The sequence below is a fragment of the Paenibacillus sp. FSL M7-1414 genome (assembly GCF_038003195.1).
GTDB lineage: Bacteria > Bacillota > Bacilli > Paenibacillales > Paenibacillaceae > Paenibacillus > Paenibacillus amylolyticus.
In genome coordinates this window covers 3,922,541-3,937,234 of the sequence record NZ_JBBOOS010000001.1, presented here as the reverse complement: position 1 = coordinate 3,937,234, position 14,694 = coordinate 3,922,541, and the positions used below count along the sequence as shown (strand labels likewise).

The following is a 14,694-nucleotide window of genomic DNA, read 5'->3' as shown; positions in this document are numbered from 1 at the left end:
GTGGATGACTACAATGAGTGATACAAAGCCACGTATCATACAGATTGTTGGATACAAAAACACAGGCAAGACAACCCTGACAGCCGCGCTGATTGGGCACTTTTCTTCTATGGGACTTAAAGTAGCAGCAATTAAGCATGATGGTCATGACCATTTTGAGATGGATCAAGAAGGAACGGATTCTTATCGATTTGGAGAGTCTGGGGCTTCGGCGGTGGTTATCATGTCAGAGAAACGTACTGCGATTATGGAGCGACAGGCAACCAAGCTGGAGGATATGCTGAGCTATCTATCGGATTATGATTGGATTGTTGTTGAAGGATTCAAGAATGTTTCTTATCCCAAATTTGTGATGGTTCGAGAAGAGAAAGATCTGACCTTGGTTGATCAGCTTGAAGGGGTAGTGGGTATAATCTCATGGCTACCTTCAGAGCAGTTTATAGAGCGGAGCGCCGTAAGCAGAGAGATAACATGGTACTCGGTTCATGAAACGGAGGATATAGCCAAAGCGTTGTTAGCGATGGTTGAAAGCAAGTGAAGGCAGAATGGTGAAGTCTAATCGTAGAAACGTTAAAAAAGTAGGATATTATGATCGCTGGATATGATTGAATGTACAGAGAGCGTGATTGATTCTTTTTAATACAACGTAATATTTATTATGTAAACTATAATTATTTCTACTTATGCTCTTCTCCTTGAATGATGCAAAAAAAACAAAAAAGCAGCAGACCTTTCTCGGATCGAAATCCTTGATGCGGTTTGCTGCTTTTATTATGTTCGGGATGTTACATCCCTTCGTCGGTACGACGTTCAATGGCTTCGGACATCGTTTTGTCGGTAAGGTGAGCATAGATCTCGGTTGTTTCCGTAGAAGCGTGTCCAAGCTGCTCCTTCGTTTTGTAAATATCATTTTGCAAATAATAGTCGGTTGCGAATGAATGGCGTAATTTGTGCACGGTTAGATAAGGTTTGCCAAAACGTTTGGCGTATTTCATGATCATAGCCTGGATCGCTCTTTTGGTCATTCGACTGCCTTCTGAATCTCCGTTACGCAAAGCAATGAACAGACCTTTCTCCCGCTTGGGCGTGCGGTAACGTGATTGCCGCAGGTTCATATAAGTTGCGAGTTCGTCCTTGGCCTGTTCCCTGAAATAAACGGGTGTTTTGTACGTCTCATCATTGTTACCTTTGCGATAAACATACAGGAGTTTGTTGTTCAGATCAAGGTCATCGACGTTCAGGTTCACGACCTCCGACACCCGTAAGCCGGAATTCAGAATCAGGCTGGCAATACAGGCGTCCCGTTCTTTGTTGATTTCATGGGAGTATAGGGCCTGCTTGTTCTTCTCCATATCAACAGCGTAACCTTCAAGAATATAGCCGATAAATTCCAGCAATTCCTCTTCCTCTAGGATTTTACCTTTGAGTTTGGCAGCGGTGTCCTTGGGTTTATGGGTACGCTTGATCTCGATTTTGGCCATAATGTTCCGCTTCAGCAAAGGATAAAAGTCTTCATCTTCCGCAATTTGGCTCAGGTAATGAAAAAGGGAGCGAAGGGAAGAGAGCTTGCGGGAGACGGTAATTCTGGAATTGGTTCCTTCTCGTTTGGTTGTGAGAAATAACCGATAGGCGGTAACCGAATCCATGCGAAGGACTTCCAGTTCAGTCAAGGTAACTTCTTTATTAGAGCTTGCCTCGGAGAGCCCTTCTGCTCGCAACCATCCGAAGAAAGTTTCGTAATCTCTCAGATATTCGAGCAGAGTAGAGGGGGACAGGTCAGGCAGCTTGTAGTCCATGAATTGCTGAACGAACCAAGGCATGGAAGGTAGTTTGTCATCCAGCTTGCGTCGATCAATCTCTTTTTGCACGTTGGTCAAGTTCGACACCTCCATGTGAAAAACATATAAGATTAATATTCAATTTAATAGTATTCTATGCTCTAGTGTACCATAATTTACATGCTCACAGCTTGTTCACCAAAGCAGGCAGTAAGTAGGGTATGCTTCCTTGCCCTTCGGCGCGTAAACCTTTAAAGTAATTAGTATACGTAGAGCAGAGGAGGTGAACCGGATGAATATGAAAATAGAACTGGTTCCCCGGGAACGCAGTCAGGTGATTCGGCATTTAATGCAATTTTATCTATATGATTTTACCAAATACCTGAATATTGATGTGGACAGTAACGGCATTTTTCCGGAATATCCCGGTCTGGAGGCATTCTGGGCAGAAGAGGACCGCAAGTTTCCTTTTTTGATTACAAGTGATGGGGCACCTGCAGGGTTTGCTCTGGTGGAGAAATTGGAGCCTGGTAGTAAGGATAACGACTACTATTTGACTGAGTTTTTTGTGATGCAAAAATATCGGCGTAGTGGGGTGGGCACTCGGGCAGCCTACGAGCTGTTCAAACGTTTTCCAGGAAGATGGAAAGTGACCCAGGTTCGTAACAATGTTATTGCGCAGGCGTTCTGGCGAAAAATTATAGGGGATTATACCGGAGGCCGCTTTCGAGAAAAGTTCCATCCGGAACTGGGCAATCCAAGCCAGTATTTTGTAACCTGATTCCAATCGGGGCTTCACTTACATATAAGCATTTGCATGAATGCTGATAAAGAATCTGATGAAGGAGTGAGTGACATGAACGTACCCACATTCCATCTCGATGGACAGACAGCACTGGTGACAGGTGCAGGGAGAGGGATCGGAAAAGCAATTGCGATTGGACTTGCCCAGTCAGGAAGTGACGTTGTACTTGTATCCCGAACGATGAAAGAAATTGAGGAGACAGCCGCCTACATCTATGAACAGACAGGGCGTAAAGCGCTAGCTCTGACTGCGGATGTGACATCAAAAGAACAAATGGAAGAGACGTTTCAAGAGGCGATCTCGGAGATGGGGAGTCTGGACATTCTGGTGAATAACGCAGGTATGAACATACGGACACCAGCACTTGAAGTAACGGACGAGCAGTGGGAGACCATCATGCAGACAAACTTAAAATCGGCTTTCTTCGCTTCGCAATTGGCGGGTCAGCATATGAAAGAACGTGGGACCGGGAAGATCATTAACATCTCTTCGGTAGGCGGCCATACGGCTTTGCGGACAGGGGTTGTATATGGCGCGACCAAAGCTGCGTTAATTCATATGACCAAAGTGCTCGCACTGGAATGGGGCAAGTATGGAATCCGTGTCAATTCAGTAGGGCCATGGTATTTCCGAACACCTCTGACTGAAAAACTGCTGGATGATCCCCAGTATTTGCAGGAAATTGTAAGCCGCACACCGCTACAGCGAGTGGGAGAACTGGAAGAAGTGGTAGGGCCGGTTGTATTTCTGGCATCAGATGCAGCGGGATACATAACGGGTCAGACGTTATTGGTTGACGGTGGAATGTCCATTTATGGCTTCTAAATAAATGACGTTGGTTGTAGTTTAGAAAAGTGGGTGGCATAACCAACTCATGGGTAATAACATAAGGGAAGTTGAAGTTAATCTGTATTTCTATTTATCTGTACCCAATTCACTGAACTTGGAGGAAGATAACCATGGAAACGCGCAAGTACGGTAATACTGGTATGAACGTAAGTACACTTGGATTTGGCGGAGCGGAAATAGGCAAAGATGTATCTAAAACGGATGTAGCGACATTGCTGAATAGTGCCCTGGATGCTGGATTAAACGTGATAGACACGGCTGAATGTTACGGTGACAGCGAAGAATTAATCGGTGAGGTGTTGTCACATCGGCGTGATGACTACTATTTGTTCACCAAATGTGGACATGCTGCCGGGATCGAAGGCCCGGATTGGGATGCCAAAGTACTGGAGCAAACGATTGACCGTAGTCTGAAACGGCTGAAAACGGACTATGTGGATGTTATCCATTTGCATAGCTGCTCCGAAGAAGTACTCCGACAAGGAGCAGTGATCGAAGTACTACAGCGTGCCAAGGAAGAAGGGAAAACCAGATTTATCGGATACAGTGGGGATACAACAGATGCGCTATATGCGATTCAGACCGGAGTATTTGACAGCCTGGAGACTTCATTAAATATCGCAGATCAGGAAGCAATTGATCTCACGTTGCCTGAGGCAAGGAAGAGAAACATGGGTGTCATCGCGAAAAGACCAATTGCCAATGCGGCTTGGACGTATGAAACACTTTCGGAAGAGGCATATCCATTTATATACTGGAAGCGCTTAAGTGAACTGAACTATGGTTTTCTGGGAGAAGATGCCCAGGCAGCGGTGGAAACAGCACTGCGTTTTACGCTAAGTACCGAAGGTGTAGACACAGCTATTGTAGGAACAGCCAAGCCCAATCGCTGGCAGCAAAATGCTGATCTCGTGGCTAAAGGGCAACTCCCACAGGAATTGTATGTTGAAATTAGAGCACGATAGAAAGAAATCGCCGGAGCAGATTGGACTGGCCGGACTTAAATCAGAAATATTAGCGAAGCCGCCATATGGCGGCTTTTTTATGACCAACATAAAATATTTTCAACATATGAAAAATTCACAACAACTTTCGGATCAGGGGCTGCGAAAAATTTTAGGGGATAATGTCTATACGTCAGCTTAGCCCGAATCGGGTTAAGAAGGATGAAAGAGGAAAAATCCCAGGAAATAGCCTTTATTTAAAACAATTAAATTTATAAAAAACGATAAAGCTATTGAGAAAATACGAAAAATAGGCAATCTACGTTCAATTTAAAAGAAATAACGACTGAGTTATAATATTTCAATATATGAAAAATTCACAATAGAAAGATCATTTTCTCACCTTAGTTACCATCTCTCATATAGCCACATTGACGCACCACCAAGTTTAAAGGAAAACCATTTTAAGCGATTGAAGTCAACCACTTTTTTGCGGGTTTAAATCAAATTGAAAATATATCTTTATGAATAATCTCTAAAAGCATACAGCTTAAATTCATTATCAGAATAATTTTAACATATTAATTATTATGTAAACTAATAATAATTCTTTTGGTAATACAGACATAAAACCTCCATGACCTGTAAATCGTAAGGGGATAAGGCAGAAGGAGGAGCTTCATGAAAAGTCAGCAACACCGTAAAAACGACGACGAAAAACTAAGTTGGGTCAGCCTATCCTTGTTTGGCGCGGGTTGCACACTGGGAACGGGATTTTTTCTAGGGACCAGTCTGGCGATTCATTGGGCTGGCATATCCGTACTTATATTGTTGGTGCTGGCGGCAGCAGGTACTTACTTTGTATTTGGTGCGCTGGCACAGATGACGGCAGATGATCCAAAGGAAGGCGCTTTTCGAACGTATGCGGGCGAAGCATTCGGACCTTGGGCTGGTTTTGGTAGTGGATGGATGTACTGGTTCTCTGAAATGCTCATCATGGGCAGCTCATTAACGGCACTTGGGCTGTTCTCTCAATTCTGGTTTCCCAAGTTTCCGCTATGGGCATTTGTTGCGATCTATGCCGCTATAGGTCTGTTCATTGCTGCACTGGGAGCGAAGGGATTAACCAAAACGGAGAATATTCTTGCTGTAATCAAACTTGCTGCAACGGTTGCATTTATAGCTATAGCAGGAGCGGCTTGTCTGGGTTGGTTACCTGTAAAAGTCACACCCGAGCAATTGAAGAATGAATGGTTCCCGCATGGAGGTAAAGGCGTATGGACCGGTTTCATCTATGCATTCTTTGCTTTTGCCGGGATCGAGGTTATGGGTTTGATGGCAGCTAACCTGAAAGAACCAAAAGATGCAGTGAAATCAGGTCGAGTAATGCTATTGACGGTGAGTACACTCTATGTGATTGCAATTGCGTTGATCCTGTTGCTTGTGCCTTCAGTTCAGTTAACTCCAGATGAAAGTCCGCTTGTCAAAGCCATGTCAACCATTGGATTCACTGTTGTGGTCCACATTCTCAACGGAATTCTGATTATAGCCGGATTCTCGACAATGGTGGCTTCGTTATATGCCATTACGTCCATGTTGGTGAAACTCGCGGAAGATGGAGATGCACCAAAGTTGTTCACGAAGACCCGGGGAAAAAAGGACATGCCACTTCAGGCATTGTGTTGTACAGCGGCTGGATTAGTCCTGTCTACGTTGATGGCATTATGGATGCCCAAGAGTTTGTTTGAATATGTGACGACAGCAGGTAGTCTGGTATTAATGTATACATGGCTGCTCATCTGCATCACGTACATTAAAAAAATGAAGCCCGTGAAGTGGAATCGCATCAAAGTGTGGATTGCCATAGTATTAATTGTGGCTGCTGTGGCTGGGACAGCGATGGAAAAAGCCAGCAGAACGGGTCTGCTGGCAAGTGTGGGACTTTTGGTGTTCCTTGGGATCATCACGTATGTTGTTCATAAGGTACGTGGCTCGAAAACACCGCAGTCAGCACCATCCAAACCATAAGTACCTTTCAGCAACTTTCGTGGAGGTCGCACAACGGATTAATGAGTGCTTTAAGATTATTTCGTCAACTTGCCTAGGGCTTGCTTCATCCGCATGAATGGACATTTGGAAGGTGTCTGCTCATCATCAGGCAGGAAATATTGTTTCCATTCCAGATTATCCTGCTGACCATACCACATCAGCGAAGGGTGAGCAGGTACAGCATCATACGCAGCGAGACGTTTGCGAATTAAGGTTTTCATTTTGCGGCCAAGAGGGGTGTTGTCATTAATGGATTCGAATACCCACCGTGGTTGAAAAGCAAACATGAGATAAGGAAAATGCCGGCTGGCTCGGAGTTCATGTGCAGGAGTTGCACAGAAACAAAAGTAAGGCTCTCCACCAAAGCAAAACTCCCATGATGAATCATGAGGATCGGTTGAAATATGTTCCGGCCACGGCTCGGTATCGTGTGAACTTACCCGATTAAGCATTTGCCAGAATAACGTCTGATAGTGCTCTACCGTTGTATGATCTTTCAGATCACTTGGTGTCTCACAGATCACGACCATCGAAGCGTAATGACCGGTGTCTCTGGAGACAGGACCATATTGTCTAAGCAGATCGGCCATATCTTCGGCAGCATGTTCAGATCGGGGGTCACACGTAAATCCGTACCTCAAATGTCCTGACAGAAATCCCATTCGTCCAGGTACACATGGATACGTATTATCTTCGTCGGCGATCATTTTACCAAATTGCGAATAAGCGTCCTGCTGCCAAGATGGAAGACGCTCAAACAAGGTATTTATTTCGTCGGCACTATACAGCTCCGCCATTGATTCCCAACTCCATTCCACATGATACCGTTACAGTATTAATGTGGGGGAAGTTGGGTGACTGTCCAGCCTGATTTTGTTGTCAGAAAAATATGGAACGTACAGCTTCGTACCCAAAATACAAACCAAATCCGATCAGGCAGATTCCCGAAATGATAGAGATCCAGCGCAATACATTCTCACTGCTATGTTTGTGGAATCGACTGGCCATGCCAGCCATAATGACATCCCACACCAGAATACCAATGAATATGCCTGAACTGTAGAGCAGCAAATGAGCGGTATCCGTATGTTTCACAGTTGTCGCGAGAATAGAGCCATAGATCCCAAGCCAAAATAAAATATTCAGTGGATTGGACAGGGCCATCAAAAATCCGGATATAAATGATTTTCGAACAGTTGCTTCCGCAGTAGATGTACCCTGAATGCCTTGCTTTAGCTTCGAGAGCGTTTCCACTCCCGTGTAAATCAGAATAAAACTGCCAAATGACCAGAGAAAAGAGCGCATGAACGGCGTGTCCAGAAAATGGGCAACTCCAAAATAAATCAGCAGCATATACACCAAATCTGCAAACATAGCTCCGAGTCCTAGAATCCAGGCATGCATGAATCCGTGGCGGGCTCCACGGTCGAGTTGGGCGGCGTTAATCGGACCGATTGGAGCGGACAATGATATTCCCAAGATAATATAACTGAACAGTACAGACATAAACACGTTCACTCCTTAACGGGTTCGATGAATTGTACCAGTTGTCACAGAAAATGGGTACAAGTCATCGTATTCCCGCAAGGAGCGAATTAGAACAAACTACTTTTATCTCATACTGTGTCAAGGCCTTTTCATTCTGTTAAAGTTCCACATCCAATTGAATAGGGGTGCAGTTATATCCGTTGCATGAGCTTTCTTCACAAGGACAGGCGGAGAGCCCAATTGTGAGATCCATTAATGCCTCCATCTCGATATAATCACCTGCACGAGAGTCGGGAGCTACAACATCAATCTTGCCTTCACTGTCTACAACGGACTTCATAAACAGGTTGAATGGATAGTGTTGATCCGGCGGTAAGATTCCGAAGGGTTCTAGTGCCGTGTTCAAGTTGTGATAACAACTGGCATGATCCTTTTTGTCGTATAACACCTCATACATCTCTGGTCGACAAGCGGAGTTAAAGAAATCATGTACCCCAACGGTGTCACGGACAATCTTGAGTAAAGGTTGATATTGATTGGAATACACAAATTGTCCTGGTTTAATGCGATAAGTACGCAATACGTCCATTGTCACGCCGGGGTCCAAGCGATGGTTAGCATCCATAGCATCGTATGCCACAAAATCAATGACTTGCTGTCCCTCCAGATCAGTTATGCGTAGTAAAGAACCCTTACTTACTTTCAGGGCATATCCCGTTTTGGCTGGGATACGATAAGACTGTTTATGGCGCTGATTCGTATTCATCCGTCACATTCCTCCGCTACTTTTTGCTTTCAGTATGCGGAGCAGATGAAGCTTTCATGCACTGTTATGGCGCCGTACTCTACTCAGGCAGGAACATCCAATGGTGAATTTAAACACAAACCACATTATATGCCTTTATGCTGGGAACAGTGGATTACCTCTCATTCCGATCCAGAGCTCTGATTGTTCAAGCTGTCCAGCCAGATGTAATAACCAATCTTCGCGTCCCTTGGTTGCCATCACTTGAACGCCCATTGGCAAACCTTCAGGTGTCATATGCAGAGGTACACTTATCGCAGGCTGGCCAGTCAGATTCGCAAGCTGGGTGAACGGTGTATACGTAAGACTTGGCTCAAACATTTCATAGATGAGTTGCTGCTGCTGGGTCTTGTCCAATTCACTAATTCGCATCAGATTACGGATCTGTTCGTCATGAGGCGTTAATTCACCAATCTTAGGCGCAGGAAAAGCATTAACAGGTGTGACGTAGAAGTCATAACGCTCGAACAAAGTGGACATCTGAGCTGCAGCTACATCCCATTCAGCTAAGCTATGTACAAATTCCGCAGCGGACACCTTTTTGCCTGCTTCAGCCAGAACCCAGGATTCAATCTCCATATCATCGGAGGTCAGAGCCCGGCCCATGGAGCGTTCCATGGAAGAGATCATCGCGGCCATCTCACCACTGTTCATCATGTAATAGTTCTCCATCAGCCTGACTCCATTGACTGGACTCAGTTTTTCTTCAACATGATGACCTTGATCTTCCAACCAGCGAACGAGCTTGTATACAGACTCTTTGGCTTCTGCGCTGACAGGTGTTCCCACGGGTGAATCCGTTGTGTATGCAATTTTCAGTTTGCGTTGATGTGGATAGCTCATATCAGCCAAGTAACTGCCTGGAAAGAGTGGAGCATGGAACGCAGCTTCGGGCTGAATGACTTGTAACGTATCAAGCAATGCAGCACTGTCCCGAACCGAGCGAGAGAGGGCAAAATCAATCGATGCGCCTTGCCATTGACGACCAACTCCCGGTCCTACAGGTGTGCGCCCGCGGGTTGGCTTCAATCCAAACAATCCGCTAAAGGAAGCCGGGATACGAATCGAACCTCCTCCGTCACTGGCTCCGGCAAGGGGAACAATACCCGAAGCTACAGCGGCAGCGGCACCACCACTTGAACCACCTGGGGAGTGGTTGATATTCCATGGATTGCGAGTTGGACCATGAAGACGGGGCTCGGTAATATTTTTTAAACCAAATTCAGGCGTATTGGTATGTCCTATGAAGATAAAGCCTGCATCACGGAGTCGAGTGACAAAATTGGAATTGCGTAATGCCCGATGCTCGCTGAACAAACGTGAGCCTGAAGTCAGAAATTCACCTTCCAAGGATTGCGAGATATCTTTCAAGAGCAGGGGAACACCGGCAAAAGGTTGTTCTCCAGGGAGAACCAAACCAGCTTCCTCACGTGCGCGAGATTCATATGTACGAATAACCGCATTAAGTTGCGGATTCACTTCTTCAAGGCGTGCAAACGCCGCTTCAAGCATTTCAACCCGGGATACTTCCCGGGATCGGATCAGTTCAGCCAAACCTACGGCGTCGTAGGAGGTATATGAGAATGAAGACATTATGATCGTTCCTCTCTGAATATAATTCATCTGTTTATTCCATATGTCATCGTACCACCGGATTAGACAAAAGACAAAACATAGAAGAATCGTAGTGTGATGATATGCATACTCGTTATGAGGTTGGAGGGAAAAGAGGGGGATTTGCATTTGCGAAATAGAGATAAAGCAAAGGGTTAATAGCTCATATTGCTAATTGAGAAAATGAACGAGTAATATCGAGTCATGGAAATAAAAAACCACTGCTCATCTAATTTGATGTGCAATGGTTTTATTTTATATTTGACTATTTGTTTATATGTGAACCTCAGATATATCCACTTACTCTGTACGCAGCTTTGGTGCAGCATCGGCCGCAGTTGATGATCTTTCCTGCTGTCTGGAAATGGCGAAGAGGGCCACCCAGATCAGAATAAAACCAAGTAGTTGCTCCCATGTAATCAGTGTACGGAAAGCAATCCAGTTCACCAACACACCCGCCATCGGGAAGCTGAGTTCCGCGAGAGTTGCAACAGATGCTTTGGTTGACGACAGACCTTTGTAATACAACAGAAGACTGAGCAAACCAGGTAACAATGCCTGACCGAGAATGTTGAGGATGACAGCAGTCTGTTCACCCGTTCCGGACGGAAACGTCCATGCCGCACCTTCGTTCCACGTCATAAAGATCAGGAGCGGGAGAGCAACGACAAAACGCAGGGAGGTGACGGTTTCGTAACGCGCCTGACCCAGCATCAATCGTCCCATAACGGTTGAACCTCCCCATAAGGCAGCAGCCCCAAGGGATAACAAGCTTCCGGCATGAATCCAGTTGTCCCAGTTACCTAATGGCAATGTGAATCCAAATGTAAGCAGGTACGTTCCTGCTAATGCAATGAAGAACAATCCACCGAAGCGACGTGGTAACGTTTCTTTTAGTAACAGTTTAGCCAGCACGATAGCGAAGAGTGGTTGCATTTTTTGCAATAAAAGTACCGTATTCGGATCGTTATGTGTTAGTGCCATGGTGAACAATACCGTTGCGAGTGCTGATCCTCCCCATGAGATAAAAATCACGGCAATCCAGTGGCGAGCACGCAGGTTTTTCAGATCAGCCCGAAATTTCCACAGTACGGGAATGGCAATAAGACTGACGATGATATGTTCCACCAGTACAATCTGCGTGGATGTCATCGTATTTAGCAAAATAATGCGGAAGAGTGGGTCGACACCCCATAAGGCAGCGCCGAGAACTACAAGCCAGAATCCGGTATTACTTCGTTCCTTGCGGTAAACAGGTGATGTTGCTGATGTCTTTTCCATATTCAGGACTCCTTCGTCAGAACACGGAATCTTCAGTTGGCAAAATCGACAAAAGCCCCCGTTTTGGTATATACCAAATAAACGGGGGCTCATCCAAGGACATGCGTCAGGAAAGAGGCCTTCCCGTGAACGGCATGTCAATGTGTTGATCTTCTCTCATCCGGACTGTACCGTCGGCCTTGGATTCACACCAAGTCAGTCGCTGAATGTCCTTCGTTAAGAACAATTAGCGAGTCGCGGGCTGGTTCCGAAGAACATCACCGCCGGTTGGGAATTGCACCCTACCCCGAAGATCCTATTCAATTATATAGTGTGTTGAACAAGCTGTAACATTAATAAGTTCATCTTATTCCTGTAAGCGCTAGCAGTTCAAGCATTTTTTTTAGAAAATGATTTTCCAGCTTCCTTGCTGTCTGCGAAGGAGCACGATCTGACCTGCGTGATACGCATCATGGAGTACCCAGCGAGCCAGTTCGTGTGCCCATTTCTCTTCGGAGTCCATATATGCGGCTTCAAGATCAGACTCTTGTAGTGCAGCTAATTGATCTCGCAACTGCTGGGCTAATCGAGTTGTACCCTGCATCAGTGTATTCCAACCAGCGGCATCCGTTGCATCTCCCGGATTCCCAAATGTGTATTCATTGGAGTCTACAGTAGGAAGGGTAGGCTCCTTACCTTGCATGCGACATAATAAGCGATGGTTGTAATAATACATATGGTTAACCAACTGCCAGATGCTTAATCCCCCTGAGGGTGGAATCCAGGCTGCTTGTTCTGCTGTAAGGCCCTCCAAGGATTTCGACAAAGGTACAATCCAATTACATTGATCCCAAGTATCATCCTTTTGAATAAGTAATACATCTAGTGCTGTTGTTTTTGTCATTGCCTTTTCCTCCTTGCGTATAATTGTGATTTGTGATGTAACTAGCTAAAACTGATTAATAAGGTTACACTCAATATAACACATCAAAGATGAGTTGTAACCTTCTTTATTTAATTAGATGGTTACACTGAACGGAGGTATATATGGACAGATTATGGACCGATTTTGTAAACAGCGATTATCATGACTGGCGTGGGGGAGATCGATCGGAGGACAGGCTCGGGAAGGCGAGCTGGCAGTTAGATTTTCTGGAACGATGGCAACTTAACGCTCCTGTCCCTGCATCTCCAGAAGATGAGTTGTCGATGAGAAATTTCAGGAATGAATTGTTGGCTCTTGGAGCCCGCGTGTCTTCTGGAGCATCATTAACGGATATAGAAAAACAATGGTTGAATGGCTTTATGGAAGCAGGGCATGTGAGAAGAAAATTGAATACAATTGATCAGGAACTGAAACTCCAACTGGTAGCAGTAGAAGCTCATTGGAATCAGGTTATGGCTGAAGTAGCTGCTGACTTTGCCATGACTTTGGTGGAGGGAGAAGGGGGGAGGATTCGGATCTGTGATAATTCGGATTGTCGCTGGATGTTCTATGATGATACCCGAAGCAGAACACAGAAGTACTGTGATGATAAGATGTGTGGCAATCTGATGAAGGTCAGAAGATTTCGGGCGAAACGCAAATCCCAAAATTGATAAATACTAACAATAACTATATAATGTATATATACTAGCGAAAAAATAGTCAGAAGCAGTACAGATTCGTAAGCAGGATGTGATCGTCTTTCAAACCAAAATAGATGGGAGATGTTTCTTGTGCGGACAAGTTATCTGTTGAAAAATGGCTGTGTGTTGTCGATGGATGCTAAAATTGGACAGTATAAGAGGGCGGATGTTTTGATTCAGGATTCACTGATCATGGCTATTCAGCCCGACCTGGATATTCCGGATGCGGAGATCATTGATGCTTCATCGATGATTATTATGCCTGGGCTGGTGGACACACATCGGCATATGTGGGAATCACTTGTCAAAACAGCGGGAACCAACTGGTCCTTGCCAGTCTATTTGCAAAATCTCTATTATGGTGCGATGGGAAGCAAGCTCCGCCCACAAGATAGTTATATTGCCAACCTGCTCGGTTCCTTGGAAGCGCTTAACGCAGGAGTGACGACAGTAATGGATTGGAGCATGCCATATTCCCCTGACCATACGGATGAACTGATTCGTGGACTTCAGGATGCTGGCATTCGGGCGGTATTTGCTCACGGAGTACCTGGTGAGACGGACTACTGGAATCGGGATAGTCAACTCACGTATTTGAATAATGATGTGAGAAGAGTCAAAGAACGTTATTTTTCATCACGGGATCAATTACTTACTTATGGGCTTGCCATTCGTGGTCCGGAGTTCAGTCATTGGGATACAACCGTGAAAGAGATCGAACTAGCACAAGAACTGGATGCGATCTGTTCCATGCATGCCGGATTTGGCAGTTGGGGATCTGTGGATCGCTCGATCAGTCACTTGTACGAAGCGGGACTCTTAAGTCCACGGGTGAATATCGTTCATGGTAACACTATGGGCATGGATGAATACAAAATGCTGGCAGATAGCGGCGCTTCCTTGTCGGTCACACCTGAGGTTGAAATGATGATGGGTCATGGATATCCGGCCACCGGCTATTTTCTTGAACATGGAGGAACCCCTACACTTGGTGTAGATGTGGTCACGTCCACAGGCGGAGATATGTTCTCGCAGATGAAGTTTGCACTTCAAGCTGAACGATCCAGAGCCAATGAACAACTTTTGCAGCAGGGTGAGATGCCTGGTGAGTTGAACTTGCAGTCCAGTCAAGTGCTGAGATTTGCAACTTCAGCTGGTGCCCAAGCATTGGGTTTGGAACAGAAGGTGGGTACGTTGACCCCAGGGAAAGAAGCGGATCTGATCATGATTCGTACCACCGACCTGAATATGTTCCCCGTTCATGATCCAATCGGCGCTGTCGTGCAATTTGCCAATCCATCCAATGTGGATACGGTCTTTGTGGCAGGTAGACTCGTGAAGCGAGAGGGTAAGCTGTTGAATGTTGATCTGGATGCGATTCGTCATGCGGCGATGCAGAGCAAGGATTATTTGTTAACCCAATACCGGATGTCAGATGCAGAGAGAATTGCGTTCTCATAATTTACTTTTTCA

The 14,694-nt window shown here is 45.4% G+C and carries 14 protein-coding genes and 1 riboswitch; of the genes, 7 read left to right on the top strand and 7 right to left on the bottom strand.

Translation table 11 applies throughout. From position 1 onward, the window contains the following. The first annotated feature begins 13 nt into the window (after positions 1–13). On the top strand, positions 14–538 hold the full coding sequence (gene mobB / locus MHH92_RS17050; RefSeq protein WP_340905132.1) for a molybdopterin-guanine dinucleotide biosynthesis protein B: 525 nt from the start codon (positions 14–16) through the stop codon (positions 536–538). A gap of 247 nt (positions 539–785) precedes the next feature. Here mobB and xerS read toward each other — a convergent pair whose 3' ends face one another. Beyond that, complete coding sequence (gene xerS / locus MHH92_RS17045) at positions 786–1,892, bottom strand: tyrosine recombinase XerS (RefSeq protein ID WP_340905130.1); 1,107 nt, start codon at positions 1,890–1,892, stop codon at positions 786–788. Positions 1,893–2,070: 178 nt separating this feature from the next. On the opposite strand from xerS, the gene MHH92_RS17040 reads away from it, so the two are divergent. From MHH92_RS17040 to MHH92_RS17025, 4 genes are all read left to right on the top strand, one after another. After that, on the top strand, positions 2,071–2,559 hold the full coding sequence (locus MHH92_RS17040) for a GNAT family N-acetyltransferase (RefSeq protein ID WP_076250273.1): 489 nt from the start codon (positions 2,071–2,073) through the stop codon (positions 2,557–2,559). A 75-nt stretch (positions 2,560–2,634) separates the two neighbouring features. Beyond that, the gene (locus MHH92_RS17035; RefSeq protein ID WP_127550538.1) at positions 2,635–3,408 is read left to right on the top strand and encodes an SDR family NAD(P)-dependent oxidoreductase; all 774 of its coding nucleotides are present in this window, start codon (positions 2,635–2,637) and stop codon (positions 3,406–3,408) included. A 134-nt stretch (positions 3,409–3,542) separates the two neighbouring features. After that, positions 3,543–4,397, top strand: a complete 855-nt coding sequence (locus MHH92_RS17030; protein ID WP_340905127.1) for an aldo/keto reductase — start codon at positions 3,543–3,545, stop codon at positions 4,395–4,397. Positions 4,398–5,057: 660 nt separating this feature from the next. Beyond that, on the top strand, positions 5,058–6,404 hold the full coding sequence (locus tag MHH92_RS17025; protein WP_340905125.1) for an amino acid permease: 1,347 nt from the start codon (positions 5,058–5,060) through the stop codon (positions 6,402–6,404). A 56-nt stretch (positions 6,405–6,460) separates the two neighbouring features. On the opposite strand, the gene MHH92_RS17020 is transcribed toward MHH92_RS17025, so the two are convergent. The 6 genes from MHH92_RS17020 to MHH92_RS16995 form a co-directional block, all read right to left on the bottom strand. Then, the gene (locus MHH92_RS17020) at positions 6,461–7,222 is read right to left on the bottom strand and encodes a YqcI/YcgG family protein (RefSeq protein WP_340905123.1); all 762 of its coding nucleotides are present in this window, start codon (positions 7,220–7,222) and stop codon (positions 6,461–6,463) included. 82 nt (positions 7,223–7,304) lie between these two features. Beyond that, positions 7,305–7,931, bottom strand: coding sequence for a LysE family translocator (locus MHH92_RS17015; protein ID WP_017688112.1), 627 nt, complete (start codon positions 7,929–7,931; stop codon positions 7,305–7,307). Between the two features lie 139 nt (positions 7,932–8,070). Further along, positions 8,071–8,679 carry a DUF1989 domain-containing protein gene (locus MHH92_RS17010; RefSeq protein ID WP_076317642.1) on the bottom strand — a complete coding sequence of 203 codons (609 nt, stop codon included), beginning with the start codon at positions 8,677–8,679 and terminating at the stop codon, positions 8,071–8,073. Between the two features lie 135 nt (positions 8,680–8,814). After that, a complete protein-coding gene (locus tag MHH92_RS17005; RefSeq protein ID WP_340905113.1) occupies positions 8,815–10,311 on the bottom strand; it encodes an amidase in 1,497 nt (498 codons plus the stop codon). Positions 10,312–10,632: 321 nt separating this feature from the next. Next, entirely contained in the window at positions 10,633–11,613 is a 981-nt protein-coding gene (locus MHH92_RS17000; protein WP_340905111.1) for a DMT family transporter, read from the bottom strand. 144 nt (positions 11,614–11,757) lie between these two features. Next, positions 11,758–11,911: riboswitch (FMN riboswitch) on the bottom strand. Between the two features lie 84 nt (positions 11,912–11,995). Further along, a complete protein-coding gene (locus MHH92_RS16995; RefSeq protein WP_340905109.1) occupies positions 11,996–12,496 on the bottom strand; it encodes a DinB family protein in 501 nt (166 codons plus the stop codon). 143 nt (positions 12,497–12,639) lie between these two features. Here MHH92_RS16995 and MHH92_RS16990 point away from each other — a divergent pair, with 143 nt between their 5' ends. Next, the gene (locus MHH92_RS16990) at positions 12,640–13,191 is read left to right on the top strand and encodes a CGNR zinc finger domain-containing protein (protein WP_340905107.1); all 552 of its coding nucleotides are present in this window, start codon (positions 12,640–12,642) and stop codon (positions 13,189–13,191) included. Positions 13,192–13,311: 120 nt separating this feature from the next. Next, entirely contained in the window at positions 13,312–14,682 is a 1,371-nt protein-coding gene (locus MHH92_RS16985) for an amidohydrolase family protein (RefSeq protein WP_445744672.1), read from the top strand. Positions 14,683–14,694: the final 12 nt, after the last annotated feature.

Bases quoted from the DNA above. Each gene is read 5' to 3' on its own strand.
- MHH92_RS17000 (WP_340905111.1), bottom strand. From the start codon at position 11,613: ATGGAAAAGACATCAGCAACATCACCTGTTTACCGCAAGGAACGAAGT.
- MHH92_RS16990 (WP_340905107.1), top strand. From the start codon at position 12,640: ATGGACAGATTATGGACCGATTTTGTAAACAGCGATTATCATGACTGG.
- MHH92_RS17035 (WP_127550538.1), top strand. From the start codon at position 2,635: ATGAACGTACCCACATTCCATCTCGATGGACAGACAGCACTGGTGACA.
- MHH92_RS17005 (WP_340905113.1), bottom strand. From the start codon at position 10,311: ATGTCTTCATTCTCATATACCTCCTACGACGCCGTAGGTTTGGCTGAA.
- MHH92_RS17040 (WP_076250273.1), top strand. From the start codon at position 2,071: ATGAATATGAAAATAGAACTGGTTCCCCGGGAACGCAGTCAGGTGATT.
- MHH92_RS17010 (WP_076317642.1), bottom strand. From the start codon at position 8,679: ATGAATACGAATCAGCGCCATAAACAGTCTTATCGTATCCCAGCCAAA.
- xerS (WP_340905130.1), bottom strand. From the start codon at position 1,892: ATGGAGGTGTCGAACTTGACCAACGTGCAAAAAGAGATTGATCGACGC.
- MHH92_RS17025 (WP_340905125.1), top strand. From the start codon at position 5,058: ATGAAAAGTCAGCAACACCGTAAAAACGACGACGAAAAACTAAGTTGG.
- MHH92_RS17030 (WP_340905127.1), top strand. From the start codon at position 3,543: ATGGAAACGCGCAAGTACGGTAATACTGGTATGAACGTAAGTACACTT.
- MHH92_RS17015 (WP_017688112.1), bottom strand. From the start codon at position 7,931: ATGTCTGTACTGTTCAGTTATATTATCTTGGGAATATCATTGTCCGCT.
- mobB (WP_340905132.1), top strand. From the start codon at position 14: ATGAGTGATACAAAGCCACGTATCATACAGATTGTTGGATACAAAAAC.
- MHH92_RS16995 (WP_340905109.1), bottom strand. From the start codon at position 12,496: ATGACAAAAACAACAGCACTAGATGTATTACTTATTCAAAAGGATGAT.
- MHH92_RS17020 (WP_340905123.1), bottom strand. From the start codon at position 7,222: ATGGCGGAGCTGTATAGTGCCGACGAAATAAATACCTTGTTTGAGCGT.